This window comes from Erythrobacter aureus, assembly GCF_003355455.1.
In the GTDB taxonomy this organism is placed as follows: domain Bacteria; phylum Pseudomonadota; class Alphaproteobacteria; order Sphingomonadales; family Sphingomonadaceae; genus Qipengyuania; species Qipengyuania aurea.
Genome location: NZ_CP031358.1, coordinates 326,534 through 352,449, shown reverse-complemented (window position 1 = coordinate 352,449; position 25,916 = coordinate 326,534). Strand labels below are relative to the sequence as shown.

Below are 25,916 nucleotides of genomic sequence, written 5' to 3'. Positions count from 1 at the left end.
ATGCGCAAATACGAGCTTTCTTCCGACGGAACTCCAGACCTCATCGTCAAACTCGACGCTTCGCACGTCGAGGCATTCGTTATTGCCAACCGATCGGCGATGGGCCTGAGCGAAGAGCTCAATACAGTGCATGAATCTCTCGGACTTCTGAAATCCTCCGGCAATTTCCAAGCCGGCAGATACGACAACATGGCAGCCATCATAAAGAACCCCGTTTCCGTTGAGGATTTCGGGGCTGAGCTGCGACTGCCTCGCGAGATCGTTCTCGTAAAAGCATTCCGCAATCAGTGCGCCGGTCACCTTCCGGCGGCGATGCTCAACACGATGGCAGCGCTGGGCTCCACCGCGCTCACCCTTGTCTTCCATAAGGGCGGGCCCGTCTTCGTCATTCATCCTCAGGAGAAGGATGGGCTCTACCGGCTGGCCTCCATTCGCTTCGAAGGTGCCAGGGATGTAGCTGAAGAGCGTTCCTGTGTTTCTATGAACCAGGCATCACGCATAGCGTACCACGACATGTGGGAGTTGATTGCTGAGAAGCAGGGTGGGCCCGAACCTCCGCCCACCCCTGAAGAAGAGCCTCATACCAAAGACCTCATCGACAATCCTACGGCGTCGACGCCTCCTGCCGCTCCTCGATCGGCAAACCCCTTCGGCGGCGATACTGGCGGCGATCAGGATGAGGCCGAAGATGACGCGACGGAGCACCGGTCAGCTTTCGGTGTGAAGAAGCAGGCAGATCCCGAGCACGATGAAAACGACATCGATGCTTTCGTCATGGACGATATCGACGGGATGCAGTTCTAGTCGCTGGTCCAGAGGACAGCTTCCATTTCCGTCTGAAAGTAAGACGCAGCAAAGGACCCCACCTGCGGCGCGCATAAGCGCTTGCTGCCTTGTGGCGCGTGCTGGCGGAAAACCGATAAATGTTTATGTGTGAGGGGCAAATTTTTTTAGAAGTTGAAATTAGATGTCTTGGATCCTCGTCCCCCTTCAGTACCTGTACCTCATCTGGCGTGCACAGGCGAACATCGCCAAGGCCAACGCCGCCGCAGGGAAGCCGAACCACAACCGCCTTCTGAAGAAGGCCGTCAAAGCCATCAACGCCTGCGAAAGCATGCAGGTGCAGTTTCCGGAAGTAACGAACCGGATCGACATCGCGCGAAACGAGGAAGCTCTTCGTTTCGAGATCAAGAAGTAAGGAACCCCGCCATGGAACTCGCACGCATTCTCAAGGGCTCGTCGAATCCCGACATCGCCCCCTCGCATGACCAGGCGCGCAGCATCGCCATCAGCGGCTCGCGCGACCTTCGCGAAACGAATCCGACCGAATTCGAGCAGGACTGGGCCGGCCAGGGCTATCACAATCAGGGCCAAGCCCCTGCGGTGACCGTGAACAACAACGGCCAGTACTACCGCCCTTGGCGTGAAGAGCTCGGAATTTCCTTCGGCCGCACCCTTGGAAACTTCTTCGCCTTCCCGATCCGCCTCATCGGCAGCGTCTTCTCCGGCATCGCCAATGGCATCGTCGGCATCGGGATGACGATCGTGAAGCTCATCGTGATGGCCATCATCATGCCGACGCTGATCTACACCGGCTTCCAGATGTACGAAGCCAAGCAGAACGGCGAATCCTCGACCGAGGTCGCGGCTGAGGTCGCCGGAGAAGCCATCGGGCTTGCAGGCGCAGCCCTTGGCGGCATCTGGGACGCCATCGTCAGCTGACGACGACCGCCCAAACCAAACAAAAGGCCCGCTGCGCAACACGCAGCGGGCCTTTTTTTGTGCCGTTCGGCTCGTTGCTTATCGCTGGGCCGAATTCGCCACCATCGGAACGACCTCACCATCCTTCGCTTCCATCGACGTATTCAGCTCAGCCTGGAGGTGCTTGTAGCCTTCGGCGCTCCGCCGGCCGTTGAAGTCCGTCGAAATCCAGTTCAGCCCACTGTCCGGGACGATAAAAGCAGGGTGCAGCGTTTCTTTCGAATTGCTTCCTGCCATGAGCTGGCTTGCATCGACAAACCGTGACTTGTCCTGCTCTACCAGCCGGAGAACCTTCCCCGCCTGAACAGCGTCAAGGCCGTGCGCCACGACGATCTCCCGCCCGGTCTGTGGGATATAGTGGCGCATCGCGCCGTCCTGCACCGCGCGCTCGATGCGCGTCGGAATGACCACCGAGAAGCTGTCTCCAACAAGCACCTGCCCGTTCAGCGCTGCTTCCATGTCATCGGCCAACTCGATGAGTGCTTCGCTACCTTCAGGCTTGCCATCGGTCAGTTCGCGAAGCTGATTGTATTCGTCCACGAGCCACGGCGACCGGTCTTCCTTCACCTGTGCGCGGTTCGCATAGACCTTCCGTCGCAGTGACCGTTCGTCGAACTCGGGAAGATCGTCGGCGTCTTCGACATCTTCCCCACGAAGCATCGCTTGCCTCACGCAGAAAGCGTCCCAGCCGTCCTGAGAGATGACATCGTCCCCCGGAATCGTCTGGAGGAAGTCGAACTGGAAGCACTGGGCGACATAGCCCTCGTACTGATCCGTCATCCGGATCGTGACCAGCGCGGGAAATTCCGCCTTGCAGTGTTCGACCAGCCGCGACGAGTCGACGAGCAGCGTCACCTGGCTGCTGAAGAAGTTCATCGCATCTTCCGCGAAGGCTTCTTCAAGGCCGTCGACGAGGATGTAGCTTGCAACATGGCCGCCATCATCTGCACGCACCGCGCGGCTGTGAACCTCCGCAACCAGTGCGCAGGATTTCAGATCGAGGGTGTCTTCCGGGCCAACGATGCGGCCGCGGCGCCAATTTTTCTCAGACAATTTGGTGCTCCCGTAAATTTATCCTCAACCTACAGCCATAGTAGGCCTCAGCCAAGCTATAATTCCCTGAGTAGTTCCATCTTTCATTATCCATTTAAGGCAAAACATCTTGACCACCCCTGCTATTCCCCACGAATATCCGGGTTACCAACCGGAGAAAACTTATGCTGCGTAAGCTGCTTTGTGCGGCCTCTGCGGTCTTCGTTCTCGGCGCATGCACTCAGAGCGCCGAACCTGAAGCCAGCGAAGAGCCTGCCGCGCTCGAAACACCAATGTCCCAGCGCGAAGCTGATCCTGAAGCGTTCCACAACAGCATTCAGGCAGCGATGGAGGAAGTTCCCTCCGATATGCAGGCCAGGTTCCAGATCCTTTTCGCCTGCGAAGTCCGCAAGAACAACCAGCGGCCAAACCCATATCCCGTGGATGCCCAGTACATCCGCGCGCTCACCCAGTATCTCAAGGACAACCCGACGGCCGGAAACAGCTGCCGCTAGTCAATTCCACACTCACTGGAGATTGAAACATGCACCGCCATCTACTCCTTGCTGCAGCCGCTTCGCTATCGCTCGTCGCTTGCAGTTCCGAAAGCGAAGCTGATGAAACCGCCGGCGGCTCGACGGAAACCACTGCTCCCGCTGCCACGCCGGAAGAGCAAAAGCTCAAGGCGTTTCAGGACAGCGTCGAGAAAGCCATGGGCGACATCCCTCCCGAGCATCGCGATGCATTCCAGAAGGAATTCGCCTGCGAGATCGAGCGTAACAACGCCTCGTCCCAGCCGAAAGAGATCGACGCATCCACGATCCGCGAGATCACTGCCCGCCTAAAGGCTGGCAAGGCGGCTGGGTGCTGACGCTCCAGACCACTTCAAGTTCAAATTACCGGCTCGGTGAACAGCGAATTCTTCGCGCTCGCCGGGCCTTTTTCTTGCCTCCCGACATGAATGTTTGGGGCCAAGTTTCGAGATTTCAGTCAGATGAAAAGGTTCACATGACACGCACACGTTTCGCCGCTTTGTCCAGCATGGGCCTTGGTCTCGCGCTTGCTCTCTCTGCCTGTGGAGGCGGAGGAAGCTCTGGGCCGGTTACCTCAACTCCCAATCCGGTCCCCAGCCCGTCGCCTACGCCGACACCAACGCCTACCCCGACCTCCAGCGAACCCTCAGCCGAATATACCAATTCGCTTCCTGTGAACTATGCCAAGGCGCATTACGCCTATGAGCAAGGATATACCGGCGAAGGCGTGACGATCGCGATCATCGACACCGGGATCGACATCGACAATCCAGAGTTCGAAGGCCGCATCTCGGAAGACAGCGTCTCCATTCCTGTCACCTACGCACGCTGCGCTACCTGCGATGTCGAACAGGTCGAGTACGAGCTCGATGACATCCAGGGCCACGGCACATGGGTCGCATCGGTTGCGGCCGGCGCAGCGAACAACAACTCCGTGCACGGAGTTGCGTACGATTCCACCATCCTCGCCATCAAGGTCGCCGGTGCCGACCTCTCCAACCTTGAAGACGGACAAGATCCGCTCGAGGCGGGCCTGAACGGAAACATGGTTCCTTCTGCCATTCACTATGCAGTCGACCACGGTGCATTCGTGATCAACCTGAGCGCCAACGGCACAACCAGCGGAAGAAGCGCCGAGCAATTCAACGAGGCCATGGATGCCGTGGTCGAAAACGACCTCCTCTTCGTACAGTCTGTCTCGAACTATTCCGGCGATGAATTCGCAGGTTCGCTGACCGAGGCTCTCGTCGGCACCGATCTCGAGAACGCCGACTGGTTTCTCTACGGCATCCGCGTCGACAATCATCGTGAACCGATTGACGGAAACGGCTCGCCTGGGCCTCTCGCCCATCGCACTCTCGCCGTCGCAGCTCAAAGCATCGTGGTCATCGACGTGGATGGCGGCACAACCCGTGTGAGCGGAAACAGCTTCGCCGCGCCCACGATTGCCGGCGCGGCCGCCTTGCTGAAGCAGTATTGGCCGCAGCTCGGCGGCGCAGCCATCGCCGACATTCTCCTCACCACCGCAACCGACATGGGTGAGCCCGGTGTCGACCAGCTCTACGGCGTCGGCCTGCTCAATATCGAGGAGGCCTTCAAGGCCGACAACGCGCAAATGGGCGCCAGCTCGATGAACATGAAGGCAGTAAAAGACACCGGCCTTGCGCCGTCCGCGCCTTTCGGCAGCTCGTCGGCTGGCCGCGCTTTCAATACCGAAGATGCGCCCACCTTCGCACTCGACAGCTGGGGACGCGAATACCAGATCGACGCCAGTGCTCTCGTCAGTACAGGCGATACCAGCTCGCTCTCGCTTGGAAACCTCGTTCAGGCCGATCAGCGGCCCACGCTCACCCCTTACGAAGCCACTCTGGGCTCTGCCAGCTTCGCGGCTTCCAACCTCACCGAATATGACCAGCAGGCTCCTCAAAGCTTCGGCGCCCGCCTCGGCATGCGCACCGCCGTTTTCGGATCGACCAACTCATCGATTGCGCCTAGCCGCTCGATGAGCAACTCGCTGCTTCGTTCCGCCAACGTCCCGACGAACGGAACTGTGGGCACTATCGCACATGCCGGGCATCGCCTTACTGTCGGTGTTGCCTCGCGCAATGACGAGGACGCACAGAACGAAAGCCTTCGGGTGTCGCTCGAGCTCCCTAGCGGCGTAAACGCCAGCTACACCCAAAGCACCGAGACCGGCTCCGCCCTCGGCATGCGCGGCTTCGGCGCCTTTGCCATCGACGGCGCTCGCTCCGACTTTGTCTCGGTCGGCTGGTCTGGCAATGTCGAGGGCTTTGCTCTCCAGGCAGAGGCAATGGCAGGGGCAACCGACATCAGCACCTCAGGCTCCATGCTCAGCCTCAACAGTCCCGTCCTCTCGACAGGCTTTCAGATCTTGGCCGAGCGCCCCGCCCTTGGCGGCACGCTTCTCCTGGGCCTCACATCGCCGATCAAAGTCGACCGGGCTGACGTGACCTACACTGCAGCTTACGCCTACGATCTCGACACACACGCTCTGGTTCATCGGGACAACCAGCTCGACCTCTCGGCTGGCGCCCGCGAACTCGACTTCGAGCTCGGCTATGAGCGCAGCCTTTTCCGCGGCCAGATTGCTTTGAACGCAGGCTACGCCCTCAACGCAGGCAACGACGCTGGTGAACACGCAGCAGCTGCTTCTCTGCGTTTCAACACTTCCTTCTAAGGCACAGGCCAAAGCCAAATGCAGGAAGCCCCGCTGGAAACAGCGGGGCCTCTTTTTTGCCAAATGGCTGAGCCAGCCGCCTGTTCGCATGTTAACAGCAAAACCCTTTGACCCTCAGGGTCTTTTCCCTCACAATCCTTGGATGGGTCACGCTCTCCAAGAAAATTCAGGAAAAATCGGTGTAGGCGGTTACCCGCTCACCGATGAACAGCTCGCTATTATCCGCCAGCCGCCGACAGAAACGCGGCAATGGCAGGCTTTTGCCGGCTGCACCAAGACCACGACTGCGGTCGAATACACGCATGCCTGGCCGAACCACCGTGCGCTCTATCTCGCATTCAATGCGTCGATCGCTGCGGAAGCGAAGGGGAAATTCCCTCCGCACGTCCAGACCCAGACCGCACACAGCCACGCCTATCAGGTTTTGAACATGAGCCGGTTCCGCGACCGGATCGTTCCTCGGCTGCGCCCGAACGACATCGACGCATGTCAGCACCTTCTGCGCCCCATCGGCAACATGAAGCCCGACGCGATCAATCGCGCTGTCATCAAGACGATGAACAACTTCCTCATCTCGGCAGACCATCAGGTCAAAGAGCGCCATGTGATGGGCGTCCCCATTCAGACCCGAGGTTCAGTCCTCTCCATGTTCAGCGCCGTCATCGACGCCTTCATGGATATCGAGCGCGGCGATCTTCCGATCACCCACGACATGTACCTCAAGTATTTCTCGCTCCATCGCAGGATCTCGAAGGAGTTCGACTACCTCCTTGTCGACGAAGCACAGGACCTCAATCCTGTCCTCATCGATATCGTTCGTCGCTCCGAGTTGCCCGCCATGATCATCGGAGACCCTTGGCAGAGCATCTATGCCTTCCGCGGCGCCGAGCAGGCGATGGCACGCATGCCGGGCGAGGTTCTTCCCCTCTCCAAGTCCTTCCGCTTCGGCCCCGATGTCGCGAAGGTGGCAAACGAGGTGCTCAAGCGCAGTCTCGAAAAGCCGACGCGGCCTCTGCGTGGCAACGAAGAGAAGAAGAGCGTCGTCCAGGAATATACCGGCAAGCTCGAACGTCGAACCACGGTGCTCGCGCGGACCAACTTCCGCCTGTTCGAGGGCCTCTGCTCCATCACCGTGCCATTCCACGTCGTTGGCGGCATCGAGGAGATGACCAACCAGGTCGAGGCAGGCTATGCGCTCTTCAAACGCCGGCGGCCGCGCGTGATCGACCCGCTCGTCTCGCGTTTCCGCACATGGGAAGATTGCAAGGACGCTGCCGAATACGACGATGAGCCCGAACTGACGCGGCTGGTCAAAATCATCGAGCAGTACACGGACAGCATTCCAGAGATCCTCGCTGGCATGCGCAAGCTTCATACGCCGAATGAAGACCAAGCCAGACTTGTCGTCTCTACGGCGCACAAGGCCAAGGGCCGCGAATGGCCTCATGTCGTGGTCATGGATGACTTCGTCTCGCCCACCCAGCTGATGGCTATGCTCGCGAAAAAGAAAATCACCGCGAGGGAGTATCAACAAGAGGTGAACCTAATTTACGTGACCCTGACGCGTGCGATCGAAACTCTATCGATTTCCGATCCGCTGTTTGAGGACATTGCAGTTCCTGCAGGCGTGGTGGTTGACCTCTAAGGGAGAATGAAAGTGCTGAAGCGCCTGAAAAATCTGATGCGTATCAGCACGAAGTTCGACGCTGGACTGGTGATCTACGCAATCGCAGTGGGCGCACTCGAACGCGGGCATCACTACTTTGTCCAATATCCCGGAGGAGTGGGCTACATGATGCTCGGTGCCTCCACCCTGGTCGTGTTCATCGCCGGCGGCGCACTCATCGACTACGTCGACCTGCGCCAGAAAAACCTCAGCGCTTAAACCTCCCCATCTCCCCCAGTTCTGACTGTCTTCGACGATGCTGCATTCAAGCTAGCATTGAGAAGGAAAAGGCATGGGCATTCAACTTGCTCCACCTCGCGAACTAACCTGCGCAGTAGAGAACGCCCACCTCTTCGAGGACCTCGAAGATGATGAGTTCGATCCCAGCCGGCCGGCTCCGGTTGAGTTGCTCGTCCGCAACATCGATCCAGAAGACAAGGAATGGGCCACCCATCATGGCTTGAGCAAGATGCGCCGCGCCAACGAAGGCGCTTCATTCCTTGCCGTCACCCCCGACGTCCAGATCATCTCCGTGCGCGGCGCCCAGCCGCTCCATCACGACCGCCATATTGCCTGGGCGGATCTCCCCTATTCGTCCGAGCACACATGGAATCTCGTCGTCGAGCCCTCCGACGGTCAGATGCTCGTTCTCGAGACATCGAAAGAGAACTTCGAGCACTTCCGGCTGGTTGAAGACGCCTTCATCTACTTCAACACCTCGAACGGACATATGGTCACCCGCAAACAGGAAGGCGACCAGGTCGTAATCGCTCAGGTTCAGGGCTTCGGACCACACGAAGCCGAAGCCGCCCTCACCCGCTTGAAAGCCGTGCTTTCCGCGCGCCCGACGCCAACCCCCGTTTAATCAGGACAGATCAAGCAATGATCACAGATCGCTCGCAACGGTGGCGCGATAGGCGCGACAAGTTCGTGCCGGCTGGCACGGTCATCGATCCAAGCGAATTCGCAGTCGATGTCATAGATTGCCACCGCACCGCCAAGCCTTTTGTCGAGGAACACCACTACAGCGGCTCATTCCCCGCCTCGCGCTTGAGCGTAGGCCTCTACCGCAATGGCGCTGCCGGATCATCTCGCCTTGTAGGAGTGTGCACATTCTCAGTTCCCATGAACTGCGCTTCGATACCGAAGCACACTGGCCTCGAAGACTTCCGCCAGGGCGCCGACCTCGGGCGGCTGGTCCTCCTCGATGAGGTGGCTGGCAACGGCGAGACTTGGTTCATCAGTCGCGCCTTCAAGGCCCTGCGCCAAGAGAAGCCGGAAATCCTTGCTGTCGTCTCCTACGCGGACCCCATGCGCCGATACTGCGCAGACGGCTCGATCCGACTTCCCGGGCATGTCGGCCAAATCTACGCCGCATCGTCAGCCCTATGTCGAGGCCGCACTAAGCCCCGCATGGAGACCTTCACCCCAGACGGGCAGATCGTGTCCGAGCGCGCGCTATCGAAGATCCGCAATCACGAGACAGGAAGCGCCTACGCTATCGACGACCTCGTCAAGCGAGGAGCGCCGAAGCCTGGTCACGACACCCGTGAATGGCTGAAGCACTTGCAGGAAACCCAGTTCTTCTCTCGCAGAAGGCATAATGGCAATCACATCTATGCTTTCCCGCTTACCAAAGCCGCGCGGCTGGCCGGCAGGGAACTTCCGGAACTCGATTACCCTGTCCTTGACCCGAATCCTGTGGGAGATGATGTCACTCTCCTCCCCCTTCTCAAAAAAGCCGCGTAACTCGGGAAGAATTTCCTAACACTTCCAGAATAATCCACGCACGAGCATTGACGATATCCTGCGGTGGTGGGACAATAATGCCCACACATCTGCCGCAAGAAAGGTCTCAACATGGAAACTGTTCGCGCCATAAACAGCATGGCTGCCGCTGAAGCGTCCGGGCAGGACGGTTCCCGCACTCCGGGGGCAGTCGCTCTCCGACGCCGCGACGACAAGATCCACGTTCCTGCCGCGAAGGCCATGAGCCTCCTGCATTCGAACGAGCTGGCGCCCAGCGACGACCGCGCGACCCAGATACGCCTGGCTTCCGCTATCGACCGGCAGATTGCTGGCAACTCCGCGCAGACGATGCCTGAATCGGATGTCACTCGGAACATCATGCTCGATGTGCTGATGCAGGAAGCTGCCGCACGTCGTATCGTTGCGGAAGGCGGCAAGGACCCTCTGGGCCATCTCGCCTCGCCCGAAGCCAATCGCGAAGCGCTCCAGCCTATGGGTCTTCTCCAGCGCAACGGCGTGAACCCGGGACGGGCGTTCAATAGCGCATCGATGGACGACCTCTCCTCGATCGCGGCTGGCAAGTACGACCGCATCGAAAACGAGCACACCAAGTTCGCCGTCGCAACGATCCTTCGTCTCGACGAACGGCAGATGTCGACCAAAACCATGGACGTGCCTGCCCAGCCAGTTGGCCGCGCACAGCGCGGACTTCTCTCGAAACCACTCGCACCGCCCTCCGACCTCACGCGAGGTCCTCGCGACCGTGCCCTTCTGGGGTTCGGGCAAAAGGTTGGCGCCGAACGCTAAAAAGGAAAAAGAAATGAGTTTGCAACACTGCACCGATTCCAACGTCTTCAAGGGCCAGATGGCAGATGCCAGCTCGCCTCTCGTTGCCGTGCTCGGTGCCGAATGGTGCGGCTTCTGCACGCGCATGGAGCCTGAGCTCGAGCGCCTTGCCGAAGACCGCAAGGGCGAAATCCGTTTCGCCAAGTTCGACAGTGACGAAGACCCGATGGTCGGCGTCGAGATGAACGTCACCACCCTTCCCCTGGTCGTCCTCTACAAGGATGGCGAGGAAGTCGCCCGCCGGGGCTCGGGCAATTACGACGAGCTCAACGAGTGGCTCGGCGAAAACGGCCTTTAATCCAAGGACCATTCCTATGAAGAAGATCACTCTCCTCGCCGCCTTGGCGCTTGCCGCCATCCCATCCATGTCGACCGCGATGCCTGAAAAGGATGCGGTCTCAGGCTCGAAATCGACTGCGGCCGGTCTCATGCGTGTCGGCGCAACCGTCACCAACGCGCAGATCATCGCCGACAAGCTCCAGGCCGAAGCCGAGAACAAGCAGGTTGCGAAAAGCAAAGCCGACGTCAGCAACGAACTTCGTGTCGTTCCTGCTCCCTCGGTCGCCGGCCACACCGAGAAGAACACCGCAGCCGGTGCAAGCTCGAGCGGCTCGATCGCCATCAAGGTCTCGGTCAAGCCCAAGCCCGCCGACGCCAACCAGGCCGTCAAGGACGCTGTCGCGGCGGCCGTGGCTGGGGGCGACGCACCCGTCGACACTCCCAGCGAGACTTGGGCCGATATCGACGAAACCGAGCGCTATCTTCTCATCATGGGCAACGCTGACGGATTTTCAGCCGCCGGTCCCGGTGCCCCCTGCTTTCCTGGGAAGTCGAATTCCGACCTGAACAATGAGCTGATCACGAACAGCTTCGCGGACAAGCCGACGGAAGAACTCACCGAAGCCCTCGCCTCGCTCAGCGAAGACAAGGCTTCGTGTGCCCAGGCGCCGCTGCGCGGCTATACCGTCGACCTCATCAAGACGATGTCCGATGAGCATATCGCGATCTACCTCACCGGCCTCGTCCGCGGCTATTCGCACTCGAAGGCATGCCCGGTCGAGAACCACCAGTACGCGGCAGGCACCGTGACTGCCGCGATCTTCGCCGCCGATCCGGGCGCACAGCCAGTCGGCGTTATCGCCGAAGCCATGGCCAAGGGTTGCGAGGGAATTGAAGCCTCTGCGGAGCACAGTTCCTAATTCTTCCCTACTGCATCCTCAGTCTTTCATTGACGCGAGGATAATTTGCCCCCAAACATCTTGCAGCACATCTAGTCTGTGGATGTTTGGGGGTATTTTTCTTGATTACGCACAGCACAGCCAAAAGCATCGTCCTCGTACGAGGTGAGACTGCGACCTACGCGGTCCTCAATTTCCAGCCTCAGATCGACAGCCAGGCCAACTCCGTTGAGATCCTCGGCTTTCAAATCAGACGAGGCGACGAGCGCTTCACGCTCGAAGATCTCCCGATCTCGCGTGTTCTCTCCAAGTCGGCCAAGGACGACATCCTCTACCACACCTTCGAGGTCGATGAGGACGAACGGTCCGAGTATCACGAAGTCGACTTCGAAATTCCCGAATACAATGAGTCGGTTCGCGTCCATTTCCGCGCCGTCGAGAACGACGAATATCCCGACATCCTCTTCTACGAAGTCGAAGATACATGCGGCGACTGGCTGCCGGTCGAGAACGTCCTTTTCTCCGAGATGATGACCGAAAGCTTCAAGCGCATTCTCGAGACCAGCGCGATGGAGCAGCTCGACGACCACAACCTCGATCTTCTCCCGATGGCAGCCGAATAGCCAAACCTCCCAGACTACGATGTAAAAAGGGCCGGCATTGCCGGCCCTTTTGCGTTTCAGGAAGCTTCTGGGCGTTAGCCCATGCCCAGCGCTGCCTTGTAGGTATCCAGGATCGTTTCCTGCTCGGTGCGCTCGTCGGGCTGCATTTTGCGCAGACGAACGATCTGGCGCATGATCTTCGTATCGTAGCCAACTGCCTTCGCTTCTGCGTACACGTCGCGGATATCGTCGGCGATGCCCTTCTTTTCTTCCTCGAGGCGTTCGATGCGCTCGATAAGCAGGCGCAGGCGGTCGTCGGTGGCTTCAGCCATAGAGTGGATTTCCTTATCTGGTTGGAGACAGCGATAATCTGCTGCCGTGGGAAAATCCTAAGGAATCCTGAGCCGTGGGTCTATCACGAATTCATCTTTTCAGCCTTGCTATTCCAAGGCTATGGACCGCGGCGTCCGGGGAGTAAGAGGGAGTGAATGAACGCTATCTTTGGGTGTAACCCCTAGCGTTGAAGAAATTATGTTTTTCCTGCCCATCCTCGTCGCCCTGATCGCCTTTCTGCTCTTCCCGTCGGTTCTCCTGGCGGGCGGGCTTGGCACCCTTACGTGGCTCTACCTGACCTTCGCTGGTCAATCGAACACAAGCCGTGATGTCCTCATCCGTCGAGGCAAGATCGCCTACCGCCTTCTCTCCGTGAAGCTTCTGACGCTCAACGGCGACATGAACGACGACACCTACAAGGTGCACGGTCTTCTCACGCCCGACGAGCCGGAAACGGCTGAGCTTCGCAACCTGCTCCGGAATGCCGCCTTCACAACCGGTGATGGCTGGAAGCACTGGGCCCGCGAGGTTCGCCGCGTTTACAAGAACGAGCCCACGATCATCCTCGATCGCTTCGAGATGCTCGTCGTCCAGCTCAAGGCGTCGGCCGCTCCCGTCTCTGACGAGAGCCAGGGACGCCTCGTCGAGATCGCAAAGCTCTGGGGCATCGGACCTGAAAAGGTTCGCGAATACCTCGCCAAAATGGAGATCCAACCGTCGGCCGCAGTTGCCGCCTGGTAATCTCCAACAACGTCCAAGCCCCGGCTGCACCGCAGTCGGGGCTTCTTTTTTGCCTCCCGATCAGGAAATTTCGCGAGACACGGAAATTTTTCCTGCTAAGTGAGTCCCGCAGATTCCCTGCGATTCGCGGGAGCCATCCTGCTTTTTCCTAAATTGCTGCGAATTTTCCTGTTTCCATATGGAAGTTGGGCCGCTATGCCACATGACTTCCACCACGACTCGCCTCCAGGGGATATATTTTGGGCAAGTCCGATACACAGCATTCGCAGAATGCCGCTCACCGCTTGCGCGGGCAGCGCACTCCTGCGTCCAATCTCTACTCCAACCGCGAGTATGAGCGCCGTTTGACCAATAGCGGTCGGCGGATGGTCTCACTCGATCTGGATTCTGACCTCGTTTCCCGCCTTGACGGGATGCGAGGCAAAGAGCGTCGTGGTCTCATCATCGATACGCTTCTGAAGGAGGCGATCGCGCACCGCGAAGCCAGAGGATCCAGAATGACCTAGCCCAAACGCAAGAACGGCGCGGGTTGCAGCCCACGCCGTCCTCTCAATCGTTGCTTTTCGAACGGCTGACCACCTGTTCTGACAAGCAACATAGCCGCCACCTAGCGGGTCGTCAATGCATGACGGCACGCGCCGACGGATATTGCTCAAAAACAATGGAACTCATCCAGAAAGTCCCAGCCACGCAGCTCGGGGTCGCAAAACGCCATGACGACTGGGAAGAAATCACCCAGGTCTCCACTATCGGACGCTCCACACTCGAGACGATCCCGAATTACCGGCTGATAAAAGCCGCGACGCGCGCTAGCGCCAGTCCGCAGGCTCGTTTGTTGCTTGTGCACCTGATCGGCTATCTCGGCATGGATCAGGCAGAGAACCCAAAGGTTCGCTTCGTTGCCTTTCCGGGAAACCAGCGGCTCGCTGATGAGCTGGGCTACTCCAAACGGTCCATCCAGCGCCTGGCCGACGAGCTCGAAGCTAAGGGCCTTCTCCGGCGCTGCTACAATGGCATCAACCGGCGCACCGCGTTCGACCTCACTCCCCTCGCAATGCGCCACATCGAAATCGAGGCTGACCTTGTCGCTATCCAGACCCAGCGGAAGATCGAGCGCGAACAGAAGCAGATGGAGCTCAGCCTCGAAGCCGACCGGATTGAGCGTCCGGTTCGAGTGACAGATACGTCATCCCAGGGTGTCGAGAATGACACCCATAACAGACCAAACAATCACCTTCTTGCAGTAGCACGCACACTCGACGCGGTAAGTCCTGACCTGAAGCGCGAGGTTAGCTCGAACGGTGACGCTGATTGGGACCGGACGGGGGATATCAACGCACAGGAGGTGCATATCCTCTCCCAGTTGTCCGGTTCCGGAAGGGCGTCTCATCTCGGTTGGACCCAAGCCAAACGCCAATTCGGTTTCGAAGGTGCGCTGGCCCTGCTCGCCATTGCCGACAAGGACCCCAAGCGCAAGGCCTCGACTGACCGCTACTTCGGATGGCTCCTGCGCATGGCTCTGAGCGGCAATGCATCCGATATCATCGCCCAAGCAGCCAAGCGCGCAGCGAATACTGCTCGCTCTAAGCCTACTCCCTCTAAAGGTGCGTCAGCACCCGCTCCGCGGAACAACGACGGTGCAACCAAGCTCTCTGCCCACCTATCCTCGGTGACGTCTCCACAAGTGGTTGCCAGCTCGAGCACGAAGGCTCGTCCGGCTTCTACCACCACGAGCAGCTTTGTCGCCGAGGCCGAATGGAACAAGGCGCTTCGCAGACAGCTTGGACCGGACATTCACGACCGATGGTTCGCCAATGTCCAGGTGGAACAGTCTGGCTCCAATGTCATCCTCAAGGCGCCCAACCAGTTTGTCGCCCAGTGGATCGGGACCAATTTCGGCAGCGCTGTCGAAAGCGCGCTGAAGGCGTCGACAGGCAACGCCGGAATAAAGGTGGAATATGAGGTGGCATGAGGGGTGGAACACCCCAGCCACAAACGAAAGGTAAGATCCCATGGATCTCTTCAGGGTCGAGCTCGTAGCCGAAGGCATCGACGTGACCGCAAGCGACAGCAGCGAGGCTGAACGCCACGCAAATAGTGATGCCCGTGAGTTCATGGGCCAGTGGATGTTCGAACAGGAAGATGCATCCCCTGTCGACCCTGGCACCGACCTCACCGAGGAGCAGGATGACATCGAGGTCGAGGTCACCTGCGTCGAGGAGGAGGAAGGTGATGATGAGCGCAATTGGACCTTCGAGGCCAAGTTCACGCTCGTGGTCGAGGCTGCGAACCCTGTCGATGCGATCGAAGAGGCCAAGCAGATCATCAACCGCTGAGGATTCTTCCTGAGCGACAGAAGTTTTCCTTGGCTTCGCCTTTCCAACTTCCCTACAATTTTCCCCCAACAGAGGGTTTACCACTATGAAAATTTCGCTTGAGCGCGCTGCGCTACTCCAGACTCTCGGCCATCTGCAGAGTGTCGTCGAACGGCGCAACACGCTGCCGATCCTGAGCAACGTCATGATTTCCGCCGAGGATGGCTCGCTGACCTTCACCGTCACCGACCTCGACCTCCAGGCCACCGAAGTGATCCCCGCTGAGGTCATCAGTCCCGGCAAGACCACCATCTCGGCCCACATGCTGTTCGACATTGTCCGCAAGCTTCCCGACGGTTCGCAGATCAGCATGACGCTCGACAACGGCCGCATGACGATCGCCGCCGGCCGCTCGCGCTTCACCCTTCCCGTTCTCGCGCCTGACGAATTCCCCGTCATCGTGCCTGGCGATCTCCCCAACGAGTTCACCCTCTCGGCGGAAGACCTTGGCGGCATTCTTGGCCGGTCGCGCTTCGCTGTCTCGACCGAAGAAACCCGCTACTACCTCAACGGCATCTACATCCACACCGTCGACGATACGCTCTTCGCAGCTGCTACGGACGGACATCGACTCGCCCGCATCAAGATCAAGCGCCCCGAAGGCGCCGGCGACATCGATGGTGCCATCATCCCGCGCAAGGCGGTCGGCGAGATCCTCAAGGTAATCGACGACTTCGAAACCGATGTGAAGATCGCACTTTCGTCTTCGAAGATGCGCATCGAGATGGGAAATCTCGTCTTCGTCTCCAAGCTCGTCGACGGCACGTATCCGGATTACGCGCGCGTCATCCCGAGCGGGAACGACAAGGTCTTCAAGATTGCAGCCCAGGACCTCGAGCGCGCGATCGACCGTGTTTCCACTGTCGCGACTGAAAAGACCCGCGCGGTCAAGGTCAGCCTCGACAAGAACATCCTCCAGCTCACCGTGAACAGCGTCGATATGGGCGTTGCGAACGAAGAGCTCGCGATCGACTACACCGGCGACGGCGTCGAAATCGGTTTCAACGCTGGATACCTCCGCGACATCCTCAAGCAGTGCTCGAACTCGGACGTCGAAGTTGCCATTGGTGATCCCACCTCGCCCGTTCTCATCCGGCCCCAGAATGACACCGATGACTGGTTTATCCTGATGCCGATGCGGGTGTAGACGGCAGTAAAAGTGTAAAGAACGCCCATGGCCATTCAGACATTCCCGCTACAGCTAGACCTGAAGACCCCGCCGGCAACCGCTGGCGAGGCTCAGGCGCTCTGTGCCCGGATCGAAACAATCCTGGTTGAACACCTGGGTGACGCTCTGGCCTGTCATGAGGGCGGAGCAATTTGCTTGCAGCCCATCGCAGGTGTGCATCAACGCACGACCACAATCCCAGAGTAGACCAGCACCTCTATCTGGCTCAGCCACAAAAAAGGCCCGAGGTTTCCCTCGGGCCTTTTCTACGCTTAGGGAGCGCCTTCTATCGGGCGGCCATCTGGGCCGGCCCCTGAAGTTCCAGAATGCGAGGGCGAACCACGGCGACCATGTAGGCGCCCTGTTCAGGCTCAGCGTCTGCGATGACAACCACAGAGCCGGGCACGACCGCGAGCTTCCCAGCTTGCTGATTTGCAGAACCGAGGATCGAGTACGAGAGACCAACGCGGCCCCGCTCGAAAGCGCCACCGGCCAGTTCGATACCGCGGGCGCCCATGACGTTGTTCCCGCAGCCTGCGGCATGCGACGAGCCCGAGCCAGATTTCCCTGCGACCATCGTCGCCGAGCCAAGCACGTCCACGCGGCCTTCGCGCGCAAGGAAGGCATCGACGACTGCACCAGCTGTCGGATCCAGAACCACCGTTGCGCCCTTCCCTTCGAACGACACCGTCTCGATTGCATCCGTGCGCTCGATCAAAGTCGCCCAGTCGATCTGACCCTTCGTCGGGTAAACGCGATAGAACTTCACATCGTACGGGTTCAGACGATCCTGCGCATACACCTGGCCCACGATAGCCGAGATCCGCGCAACACCATCATTATCAGCCTGAAAGCGAATGCGGTGACCTTCATAGGTCACATCCACATTATGCTTCTCGAGAGCATCGCGAACAGCGAGCGCAACATCGCGGCTAGCGGGCAGTGGCATCGACCATTCGCGGCCGCCAAGAAGATAAACCTTCTCGCCATCGTACCGCCACCGCTTGCCCTTCTGCTCCGCGATCATGTCGAAAGCCTGGGCGAGGCTGCTCGGAGGAACCTGCAGCGAAATGATATCGCCCGGCTGTCCGTCTTCGGTGAGCGCCCAGATGGGCTTGCCTGCCAGATGCGAGAGACGCATCATTGCATAGTCGCTTGTCCAGCCATCGATATTCGTGGCTGGAACCGGCACATTGCGAAGCCTGTCCGACTTATCGCCGCGAGCAACGATGCCCTGCTCGATAGGCTGAAGGATCGGAGTCGCCGCAGTGCCGGCCGGAGTGCCCATCCCGAAGATCGGCGCTTCTTCCAGGAAGCCGCATTGATTCAGCGTTTCCGGAGCTGGATTAGCAGCCGAAGCCGCAGTCGGAATTGCGCATAGGAAGGAGGCAGCCAGAGCTGCCGCACGGAGAGTTTTCATCGATTGCCCCTAAGCATTCTTAATCCGCTTGAGAAAAGCAGAAATATCGTCCTCTTTCAAGCTCGCGTTCAGGATAATTACGGGGCCGCCACGGACCTCCTTAACCATCCTGTCAAAAGTCCTGATACCTTCCTCGGAAATCCCAGGAGCAACCAGAATGACGCCGAGGATTTTTTCCTCGCCGCCGAAGTATCCTCCAACAGTGTTCTTGAACACAGCTTCATCCAAGGTCGAGAACTTGGCCTTGCCATCCTCGACCTCCATCAGATGGACGCGGTCGCCTGCTTTGTGGCCAGGCCGATGCTCTGCCCACACCGGCATTTTGGACTTCATCGTCCGCATGCGGATGACGCCGCCTTCAACCGGAACGTCAAAGAAGCCCTTCTCGTCGTTCGTCTGGAAGCCGTTGAACCCATCAGGGAATTCACTTGCCCACTTGCGGCGATACTCGCGATTGTACCAGTCCAGCTCGTGGGTAACGGGCACTTCTATCTTCGCCAGCTCAGCTTTCACGTCAGCTTTCTGGAGCTCCTCGAAAGACCGCAGCTTCGGACCATCGTGCGCTGCCGGAGCAATCTGCGCGAACTTCGGCTTAGCTTCAGCTTCCGCCTCGCCCTCGCTGCTATCTTCAGTCGGCTTCGGGGCTTTCCCGTCGGACCGTTCCGCAAGCTTCACGATCCGTTCCCAAACCTTCGGACCAGAGGCGCCATTGTCCCCCGGGAAGAATGCCATCGCATACTCTTTGCATTCACGCTCAGCTGCGACCACGATCGCGGCAAGCCGTGCGGCCTGCATCATCGCCTTGTCTTCCTCATCGAGGAATGACTTCGGCGCGGCGGCGCCCATGGCACCCCGAGCCTTCGCCAGGCTATCGGCTATCGACAGCGCATTCGGCAGCTGGTTCTCGATAATGTCGATTTGCTCATCCGTCGTCTTGCAACGCTTGATGATAAACTTCTTCTGATTGTCGTCGCCACGCGGGCCGTTCCCCTTGTCGACCTTCTCGGTCAGCCCGGCCACTTCCTGACGCCGCTTCTCGCTCTCCGCCCACGACTTTATATCTTCGATGGCGTTTTCGGTGTCGTCATAAGCCTCCATGTCGCTCGTATCATCGAGCAACGTCAGCACGAGGCCAAGATCCTGCGACTTCCACGCGTCATAAAGCGCGTCGAACTTTTCCTTCGCGATCCGCTTCTCTTCGAAGGTCTTGAACTGCTTCTCGACCACATAGGTTTCGACCCCCAAAGTGGTCGCAAGCGTTTCGACATCCGGGAAAAGATCGCCGCCCACAGACAGAAGCTCATCGCCATACTGTCCGCTCAACAGGTGGATGCCGAATTTCATCCGATCCTTTTCAAGTTCGGCAAGACGGGCCTTCTCGGCTTCGGCTTCCTCACGTTCCTTCTCGGCCTGTGCTGCAGCCTCTTCCTCCCGGCGCTTCTTCTCTTCTTCAGCACGGCGCTCTTCTTCCAAACGGGCACGCTCCGCCTCTTCCTCTGCCCGTTTGCGCTCTTCTTCCTCCAGGCGCTTCGCTTCGGCCGCACGGGCCTCTTCTTCCTTCGCCTCGATGAAAACGGCGGCTCGCTTGGAGAGGTCAGCATCAGCTTCCCACTCCATCCCTTCGAGCGCAGCTACCCCAGAGCGGACGCCATCGAGGACTTCGGCATCCAGAGCGGCTTCGAGTTTCTTCTCCTCCACGGCGCCATCGACCTTGGCCTGATACGCTTCGAAAACAGATTCGATTTCCTCGGCCGGAAGGCCCACGGATTCACCCATCTCTTCGGCCGTTTTGAACATGCCTATGGTCTTCATTACGAGGTCACGATCGACCTTGCCCATCATGATGCGAGCGGCGGCAAGAGCAGGCTTGATTTCCCACGCAGGAGCTTCCGCTTCAACGACTTCGACCTCAGGCGCTGCATCTTCGGCTGCGACGCGCGCAGTTTCATCGCCGGCCACATCGCCAGCAACAGCCGGCTCCGCAGTTGCGTTTACATCGGCGTCTTCCTCGACTTCGGGAGAAGACGCGGTTTCAGCCGTGCCAGCAGTCTCAACACCAGCTTCGTCTTCCTCGTCTTCGATGAGACCGTCGGGACCGAAAGAGGCGTCAGCGTCAGCATCAGCGGAGTCCTGCTCGAGAAGATAGTCGTCTAGCCCATCGAAATCATCGGTCGGCTCGTCAGCTTCAGCATCACCCGACCCATCTTCCTCGTCAGGAACTTCAGCGGGTTCATCGAAGGAACCGACAGGCTCGCCCAGCTCGGCATCAGCCTCAACCTTAGGCTGGGCCGCATCGCCTTCGATCTCGTTGAAACCATCCAGATCGTCATCCTCCGAGATAACGTCTGGATTGTCCCCGAGCCGGTCGATGGACGAATAGGGATCATCAGTCACGTCGTTCTCTTCCACCGTACCATTCCCTTCGAGGGCGTCATTGATTTCGCCAGCGGTCGGGAGCTCCTGCTCACCTTCCGGCGTGCCATCCGGCCCTTCACGGAAGCTGGAATCCTTCTGCTTCGGAGACGCCAGCATGTTCTCGATCTCGTTCATGTCGCTTGCCCGGCGATGAACCGGCGCAGGCACATTGCCCTCGGAAAGGATGTCGCCGACTGGCTCATCCTCTTCTTCGGCCTCCTCGGACCCGCCAGAAAGATCAGGTTCTTCGACCGCCGCGCTCGGAGAGTGCGCCGCATCAGCCGCCGCCATTTCGTCCATGACGTCCGGGACAACACTGTCATCCGACCAGCGCGACCCTTCCGCCTCCGCGTCCTCGCGCTGAATCGTCACAACATCACCGTCGCCGCCAGACATCGCAGTCTGTTCGATGCCGCACAGCTTGTTGTAGTAGGCCTCCAGGGTTTCCCATCCAGGCAGGTCCCCCTTGCGCAGCCTAGCAAGCTCGCTGTCGTCGAGCGCTTGGACGACACGGTCGAAGCTCCGGCGAGCCTCCGTGTTCGTATCCAGGCCATCCTTCTCCGACTGCATCAGGGCAGCTGCCTGAGTGATATAGCGTTTCAGTTGCCCCACGTTCTTCTCTTCCATAAGCTTTTCAACTGCACTCATCTCATCCGCATCTTCATCGTCGGCGCCCCCAGCGCCGTCAGATTGCGGGAGAGATCCATCTTTACCGCGAGCGATCGACGAAACCCGACGCTCTGCGGCTTCCCTCGCCAGGCGGGCCTCAATCAGCTCGTCTGTCTCTTCTTCTTCCTCGCGCTGCTTGAGGCGAGCTCGACGAGCGTCGATCTTCTTCTTTGCCTCTTTTGCGGCACGAATTTCGCCCATCTCGTCCAACAGCTTCTTGCTCAGCACCTTCATGACGAAGGCGAGCAAAATCCAGATCGGAGCCGCTGCAGCCATCCCGATAGGCCACCACCAGGACATCGAACCGCCCCCCGCCCAGGCGCGGTCCAATGCTGCCCTCGACGCCGGATTTGCAAAATCGACATTCAGGCCCATCAGCGCAAGACGATGGCCGAGGAAGAAGACCACAATCCCTGCCCACGCAGACGGGCCAACTCCAAAAAAGCCCGCAGAAAATGCGAACCCAAAAATCATCGCCTTGGAAAGAACGCCAGAAACGTCAGCGAATTCACTCAAGGCAAGCCACATGCAGATCCCCGCAATGGCGCTTCGCCCTAAGTTCCATGCGAACTTGCCTGCAACCGACTTCGTCGATCGCGAGCGCATTTTCTTCCATTTCTCGATAAATTCGTTGGCCCACGCCGGAGGGCGGCTAGGCCAAGCCTCGGCCTGCAAGGACACTCCCCCGGCGGCCAAAATCGCGGCCACCATCAAGGCAGACAACGGTCCGCTCGCCATCCGACTCAGGATTAGCCATCCAGCCACCAACGCGATGGCAGAAAGGGCGGCCCACATCCCAATGCGGGCCTTCGCGTCGAATTTATCGAAAAATGCGCTCATGCCTTACGCCTTCGCTTTCGGCTTCTCTTCCTTGGGCGCAGCTTTCGGCTTTCCTTCAGCCTCCGAAACGGCCGCCTTGGTTGCCGACTTCAGCTTTTCCTGAAGCGTGCCATCCTTCATCGCCTGATCCAGAGCATCAGCGTCTTCGCCTTCCAGAAGGCCGGTCAGGAGGCTAGACAATCTCGCCGCACGCGCTTCCGCTTCAGCCTTCTCGATATAGTTCGAGACCTGGCGAATATCGCTGCGGATTTCCCGAAGACCTTCATCGTGCGTCGCCAGCTTCTTCTTGTGGTCATCGACGAGCTTCTCTCGCGTTTCTTCCGACTTGGCGAGTTTCGTCTCCAAGCCTTTCAGGCGCGCGGCAGGGGCTTGGTTGCCCCAAGGGTATTTCTTATCAGACATATGCCCCCATCCTCATGGATTTCTGGAACTTTGGAAGTCCCAACCATAACGGACCCTGCGGATTGGGGGAAGCGAATGTTTAGTGCAGAGTGATTTTCCCTGAAACATCCAGAATGCGGCCATCGGGCAGGCGCAGTTCTGTGCCTCCTCGAGACATCAACCAGGCCACAACAAGGTTGATTGCCTGCTCTTCATCGCCCCCTAGGAGATCTGCCCCCTTCGCAGAGACCTCCAACGCCATAGAAAGTCGGCGCTGCATTTCTTTCAGCCTCTTAGCCTTCTTCGGAGCGGCGGGCGCTTCCGACCCCAAATCCGGCATGGCTCTTACTTCAGACGGCCAGACATCAATCAGGCCGTCGACCTTGTTCTTCGCCTCTTTTACAAGGTCCAACCTCGCCGCAATAGAAAGCGCTTCCGCAATTGGCAGCGCTTTCACCACTTCAGGTGACGCGGCAATAAGGTCATCGCGCAAACGCGCGGCAAGCTCGGTAGAGTAAGTCATTTAGCCCCTTCGGAATATGACCTCTTTACTATCCCTCCGCATGTCCCGTGGAAAGCGGAAAATCCTCCGAATTTCCCAGAGGTAATTGTGAGTTTTCCAACTCCGCAGCCTCCCGGCAGCGTCTTTGAGGAAGGGGGAGCCAGCTTGCGCTGAAGGGAATGAAGTAATGAAAAAGAGTCAACTGGACATCTTCCAATCGTCACAAGACGGCCGGGCGGCTGCGGCGGCGAAGTCGGGACTCCTCGACGCCATCAAAGACAAGACGCTGGATCGGCCGGTAATGGTAAGCCTGGGCATGGGAGTGGACTCGGTCGCGATGACGATCGCCCTCATCCAACTTGGTCGCGTTCCGGACCTGATCATCTTCGCTGACACTGGCAGCGAACGCCCCGAAACCTACGACTACATCGAAACCTTCAACAACTGGCTGCGCCAATATGGCATCCAGGTCACGATCGCGCGTTACTGCCCTGTGAAGGCGCCTTATGACACCCTCGAGCAGGAATGCCTCACGAACGGCATCCTCCCGGGGATCGCTCTTGGGCGAAAGAGCTGCTCCATAAAATGGAAGCAAGATGGCATCCACCAGTGGCTCAAGGGTGTGCCCGCCAAGGGCAAACGTCCGGCTCAGCCTGGCTGGCAGCCTGCCATCGATTGCTGGGAACGCGGCGAACGTGTTGTCAAGCTCATCGGATTCGACGCCGGCGCCAAAGACCGACGGCGCGGCGGCATCGCTCAAACCCCCGAATATGACACGCTTTTCCTCTTGCGCGAGCTAGGAATGGACAGGCTCGATTGTGCCCGCCTCATTCGTTCGGTTGGCCTCCCGATTCCGCTCAAGAGCGCCTGTTTTTTCTGCAGCGCCAACAAACCAGAAGAGCTGAAATGGCTGCACCACAAGCATCCGAATCTGTTTCGTCGCGCGCTCGTTCTTGAAACGAATGCGATGCCAAAGCTGAAGAAGTCCGACGGCCTCTGGCGCAGCACGCGCAAGCGAGACAATCGCTCAGGAAACTGGAACCAGTGGGCTCTTGATGAGGGTCTGATCGTCAAAGACGATAACGACCCAGATGGATTCACCCTAGTTCCGCAGAACGACCCGCCTCTCCACTATCCCGACGACGAAATCGGACACTTGCTGCGGAAAGAGGCGCTCGAGAATGCGGAGGGCCCGAAGGCCCTCGCCGCTTAGCCGATCAGAACCTTCTCTCCGTCTGCCATTGTCGCTCTCACCGTCACGCCGGTGATGCCGACCTGGATTTCACCGTGGCCGCTTTCACCTGCGATCAGGCCCGGTGCGATTTCGGTGTATTTCCCGCGAACTCGCAGCTCCTTGCCTTCCAGAAGGCCAAGGTTCAGAACCCATTCCGTATCCGAACGGCGGAGATACTTCTCGAAAATCAGCGCGTCGTAATCCGAACGCTCATGGTCTTCGATGCGATTGATCGTGCACAGCCGGTTGAATGCAGTGCAATACCGGTTCCGAACATTCGCCAAGCCGAGATGATATCCCTCATGGCAGTATCCGCAGACGCTGCGAAGACTTTCAAGCGTCTGCACGCCCTTGTCCTCGTCGTAAGCCCAGATCTCGTGGCATTCGAGGTTCTTCTCGGTGCCACAATCCTCGCAGCCGCCAGCTGCTGCGATGCACTCGTCGCGAAGCACACCCCATGCTGCTGGAGTCAAAAGGTTCGCAAGGCTCGCGAACCACGAGGTGCTTGGGATCAGGTCGACCACATTCGGCACCAGAAACTGCTGCGCAAACCGCGGCAGATGGCTTTCCAAATAGATCAGATCGGCAGGAGCATCACGCGTGATGAACCAGCCATCGTCGCCCATGAACTTGGCGCCGGCTGCCCTCAGGTTCTCAGGCGTTTCGTCGTTCGTGCGAAGAAGGCGAATGCCTACCGTTCCGCTAAGATGCGGGATCTCGTGCGTACCGACGATCTGGCGGACCTTGGTGAAATCGACTTTATCCAGAATCATCCGAACCTCATCACTGCTATTTCAAGACCACGACCCCATTGCGGACGCTGGACAACAAGCACGGTGTCTCCTTCAGCAACCCGAAGCTGCTGCCCCTCGACATCGAGTGTTGCCAGGTTTCTTCCGGCATAGGTCACGACGGGCGTCGGAAAACGCCGCGAAAGCGCTCTTCCTCCGCAACTGCGGACCGCACCGCTCGCCTGATCGCCCGCAACGACTTCGCTGCGAGCACCAACGAGCAGGACGCTATTGCCCTCCTGCTCGATGTAGTTTCTCAAAGCAGGATATTCATTCGGACGGACATGCACGAGAAAGCTCGTGCCGTAAGGAAGAACCGTCATTCCTGCCGGGATGAATTCGATGAACTGAAGCGGGGAGCGCGAAAGACGGCCCTCAACCCGCATCATCGCCACGCTCGACGACATCGCGCCTATCGAGCTCACAATCGTATTCGGCTGCCGCGATGATCTGCGCGGGGAATATGTCGTCTCCAGTCGGGTAACAATTCCCCGCTGGCCCAAAAGTCCCGCTGCCCGCTTTGCCAGGCGCTCTGCGTCAGCCTTGCGTGCGCGAAAATAAACGCGGCCATCGCCATTCGATCGCGAAATGACCGCGCCGGCCCGCAGAAGCGCTGATATGGTTTCGCTTTCCGACGCTCCAAGCATCGCTGGATCTACCAGCCAAAGGACGCCGTAGCGAAGGACGCGCCGCTTCGCAGAGCCGCGCAATCTCTCGGCACCGGTGCTCTTGTAAACCACTCGAAGCGCTTCTGTTCTCGGAATAGGCTGAACCACCGGTCCATACCCATTCGCCTGTATCTGAGGCGAGCCTTGGTACGGCACATGATACGACTTCTGACGATCCGCCCAGAAATCATTCACGATGCACTCGACATGCGCTTGACCGCCCTGCCCGCCAGCCACAGGGCTAGTGGCGCCCAGAACAAGCGCGAGAGCAGCACACTGCCCGGGCAGCGAACGAAGCGAGAAACTCATTTACA

28 protein-coding genes are annotated in these 25,916 nt (G+C 58.9%); 20 read left to right on the top strand and 8 right to left on the bottom strand.

Going from position 1 to position 25,916, the window contains the following annotated elements:
* The 3 genes from DVR09_RS16760 to DVR09_RS16750 all read left to right on the top strand — a co-directional run bounded on the left by DVR09_RS16760 (position 1) and on the right by DVR09_RS16750 (position 1,722).
* Positions 1-804 (top strand): hypothetical protein, encoded by an 804-nt coding sequence (locus DVR09_RS16760; protein WP_115418416.1) that lies wholly within the window; start codon positions 1-3, stop codon positions 802-804.
* A 163-nt stretch (positions 805-967) separates the two neighbouring features.
* Positions 968-1,198: a hypothetical protein gene (locus tag DVR09_RS16755; RefSeq protein ID WP_115418415.1), complete on the top strand. Its 231-nt coding sequence runs from the start codon at positions 968-970 to the stop codon at positions 1,196-1,198.
* Between the two features lie 11 nt (positions 1,199-1,209).
* Positions 1,210-1,722 (top strand): hypothetical protein, encoded by a 513-nt coding sequence (locus DVR09_RS16750; protein WP_115418414.1) that lies wholly within the window; start codon positions 1,210-1,212, stop codon positions 1,720-1,722.
* Positions 1,723-1,800: 78 nt separating this feature from the next.
* Here the strand turns inward: DVR09_RS16750 and DVR09_RS16745 are convergent, their stop codons facing one another.
* A complete protein-coding gene (locus DVR09_RS16745; RefSeq protein WP_115418413.1) occupies positions 1,801-2,814 on the bottom strand; it encodes a hypothetical protein in 1,014 nt (337 codons plus the stop codon).
* A gap of 164 nt (positions 2,815-2,978) precedes the next feature.
* Between DVR09_RS16745 and DVR09_RS16740 the strand changes: the two genes are divergently transcribed.
* The 11 genes from DVR09_RS16740 to DVR09_RS16690 all read left to right on the top strand — a co-directional run bounded on the left by DVR09_RS16740 (position 2,979) and on the right by DVR09_RS16690 (position 12,086).
* Positions 2,979-3,308 carry a hypothetical protein gene (locus DVR09_RS16740; RefSeq protein ID WP_115418412.1) on the top strand — a complete coding sequence of 110 codons (330 nt, stop codon included), beginning with the start codon at positions 2,979-2,981 and terminating at the stop codon, positions 3,306-3,308.
* A 29-nt stretch (positions 3,309-3,337) separates the two neighbouring features.
* Positions 3,338-3,664, top strand: a complete 327-nt coding sequence (locus DVR09_RS16735) for a hypothetical protein (protein ID WP_115418411.1) — start codon at positions 3,338-3,340, stop codon at positions 3,662-3,664.
* Between the two features lie 137 nt (positions 3,665-3,801).
* Positions 3,802-6,024 (top strand): S8 family peptidase, encoded by a 2,223-nt coding sequence (locus DVR09_RS16730; protein WP_162815080.1) that lies wholly within the window; start codon positions 3,802-3,804, stop codon positions 6,022-6,024.
* Entirely contained in the window at positions 5,978-7,669 is a 1,692-nt protein-coding gene (locus tag DVR09_RS16725) for a UvrD-helicase domain-containing protein (protein ID WP_162815079.1), read from the top strand. The genes DVR09_RS16730 and DVR09_RS16725 overlap by 47 nt, the downstream gene beginning before the upstream one ends.
* Before the next feature lie 6 nt (positions 7,670-7,675).
* The gene (locus tag DVR09_RS16720) at positions 7,676-7,909 is read left to right on the top strand and encodes a hypothetical protein (protein WP_234041636.1); all 234 of its coding nucleotides are present in this window, start codon (positions 7,676-7,678) and stop codon (positions 7,907-7,909) included.
* Between the two features lie 73 nt (positions 7,910-7,982).
* Positions 7,983-8,555, top strand: a complete 573-nt coding sequence (locus DVR09_RS16715; protein ID WP_115418408.1) for a hypothetical protein — start codon at positions 7,983-7,985, stop codon at positions 8,553-8,555.
* Positions 8,556-8,572: 17 nt separating this feature from the next.
* Complete coding sequence (locus tag DVR09_RS16710) at positions 8,573-9,439, top strand: Mom family adenine methylcarbamoylation protein (protein ID WP_115418407.1); 867 nt, start codon at positions 8,573-8,575, stop codon at positions 9,437-9,439.
* A gap of 111 nt (positions 9,440-9,550) precedes the next feature.
* Positions 9,551-10,246: a hypothetical protein gene (locus DVR09_RS16705; RefSeq protein WP_115418406.1), complete on the top strand. Its 696-nt coding sequence runs from the start codon at positions 9,551-9,553 to the stop codon at positions 10,244-10,246.
* A 13-nt stretch (positions 10,247-10,259) separates the two neighbouring features.
* The gene (locus DVR09_RS16700) at positions 10,260-10,583 is read left to right on the top strand and encodes a thioredoxin family protein (protein ID WP_115418405.1); all 324 of its coding nucleotides are present in this window, start codon (positions 10,260-10,262) and stop codon (positions 10,581-10,583) included.
* A 16-nt stretch (positions 10,584-10,599) separates the two neighbouring features.
* A complete protein-coding gene (locus DVR09_RS16695) occupies positions 10,600-11,484 on the top strand; it encodes a hypothetical protein (RefSeq protein ID WP_115418404.1) in 885 nt (294 codons plus the stop codon).
* A gap of 101 nt (positions 11,485-11,585) precedes the next feature.
* A complete protein-coding gene (locus DVR09_RS16690; protein ID WP_162815078.1) occupies positions 11,586-12,086 on the top strand; it encodes a hypothetical protein in 501 nt (166 codons plus the stop codon).
* Positions 12,087-12,160: 74 nt separating this feature from the next.
* Here DVR09_RS16690 and DVR09_RS16685 read toward each other — a convergent pair whose 3' ends face one another.
* Positions 12,161-12,397 (bottom strand): DUF2312 domain-containing protein, encoded by a 237-nt coding sequence (locus DVR09_RS16685; RefSeq protein ID WP_115418402.1) that lies wholly within the window; start codon positions 12,395-12,397, stop codon positions 12,161-12,163.
* A 199-nt stretch (positions 12,398-12,596) separates the two neighbouring features.
* Here DVR09_RS16685 and DVR09_RS16680 point away from each other — a divergent pair, with 199 nt between their 5' ends.
* From DVR09_RS16680 to dnaN, 5 genes are all read left to right on the top strand, one after another.
* Entirely contained in the window at positions 12,597-13,139 is a 543-nt protein-coding gene (locus DVR09_RS16680) for a hypothetical protein (RefSeq protein WP_115418401.1), read from the top strand.
* Positions 13,140-13,378: 239 nt separating this feature from the next.
* Entirely contained in the window at positions 13,379-13,645 is a 267-nt protein-coding gene (locus DVR09_RS17340; RefSeq protein WP_162815077.1) for a hypothetical protein, read from the top strand.
* A gap of 119 nt (positions 13,646-13,764) precedes the next feature.
* Positions 13,765-15,111 carry a helix-turn-helix domain-containing protein gene (locus DVR09_RS16675; RefSeq protein WP_115418400.1) on the top strand — a complete coding sequence of 449 codons (1,347 nt, stop codon included), beginning with the start codon at positions 13,765-13,767 and terminating at the stop codon, positions 15,109-15,111.
* 40 nt (positions 15,112-15,151) lie between these two features.
* Positions 15,152-15,475: a hypothetical protein gene (locus DVR09_RS16670; RefSeq protein ID WP_115418399.1), complete on the top strand. Its 324-nt coding sequence runs from the start codon at positions 15,152-15,154 to the stop codon at positions 15,473-15,475.
* Between the two features lie 85 nt (positions 15,476-15,560).
* The gene (gene dnaN / locus DVR09_RS16665) at positions 15,561-16,661 is read left to right on the top strand and encodes a DNA polymerase III subunit beta (RefSeq protein ID WP_115418398.1); all 1,101 of its coding nucleotides are present in this window, start codon (positions 15,561-15,563) and stop codon (positions 16,659-16,661) included.
* Between the two features lie 307 nt (positions 16,662-16,968).
* Here the strand turns inward: dnaN and DVR09_RS16655 are convergent, their stop codons facing one another.
* The 4 genes from DVR09_RS16655 to DVR09_RS16640 all read right to left on the bottom strand — a co-directional run bounded on the left by DVR09_RS16655 (position 16,969) and on the right by DVR09_RS16640 (position 22,930).
* Positions 16,969-18,102 (bottom strand): hypothetical protein, encoded by a 1,134-nt coding sequence (locus DVR09_RS16655; protein WP_115418396.1) that lies wholly within the window; start codon positions 18,100-18,102, stop codon positions 16,969-16,971.
* Between the two features lie 9 nt (positions 18,103-18,111).
* Positions 18,112-22,026: a putative sodium/potassium/calcium exchanger gene (locus tag DVR09_RS16650; protein ID WP_115418395.1), complete on the bottom strand. Its 3,915-nt coding sequence runs from the start codon at positions 22,024-22,026 to the stop codon at positions 18,112-18,114.
* A 3-nt stretch (positions 22,027-22,029) separates the two neighbouring features.
* Complete coding sequence (locus DVR09_RS16645) at positions 22,030-22,428, bottom strand: hypothetical protein (protein ID WP_162815075.1); 399 nt, start codon at positions 22,426-22,428, stop codon at positions 22,030-22,032.
* Between the two features lie 79 nt (positions 22,429-22,507).
* Positions 22,508-22,930, bottom strand: coding sequence for a hypothetical protein (locus DVR09_RS16640; RefSeq protein ID WP_115418393.1), 423 nt, complete (start codon positions 22,928-22,930; stop codon positions 22,508-22,510).
* A gap of 166 nt (positions 22,931-23,096) precedes the next feature.
* Here DVR09_RS16640 and DVR09_RS16635 point away from each other — a divergent pair, with 166 nt between their 5' ends.
* The gene (locus tag DVR09_RS16635) at positions 23,097-24,122 is read left to right on the top strand and encodes an adenine nucleotide alpha hydrolase family protein (protein ID WP_115418392.1); all 1,026 of its coding nucleotides are present in this window, start codon (positions 23,097-23,099) and stop codon (positions 24,120-24,122) included.
* On the opposite strand, the gene DVR09_RS16630 is transcribed toward DVR09_RS16635, so the two are convergent.
* Positions 24,119-24,916 (bottom strand): hypothetical protein, encoded by a 798-nt coding sequence (locus DVR09_RS16630; protein WP_115418391.1) that lies wholly within the window; start codon positions 24,914-24,916, stop codon positions 24,119-24,121. The genes DVR09_RS16635 and DVR09_RS16630 overlap by 4 nt on opposite strands.
* On the bottom strand, positions 24,913-25,911 hold the full coding sequence (locus DVR09_RS16625) for a hypothetical protein (protein WP_162815074.1): 999 nt from the start codon (positions 25,909-25,911) through the stop codon (positions 24,913-24,915). The genes DVR09_RS16630 and DVR09_RS16625 overlap by 4 nt, the downstream gene beginning before the upstream one ends.
* Between the last annotated feature and the right edge of the window lie 5 nt (positions 25,912-25,916).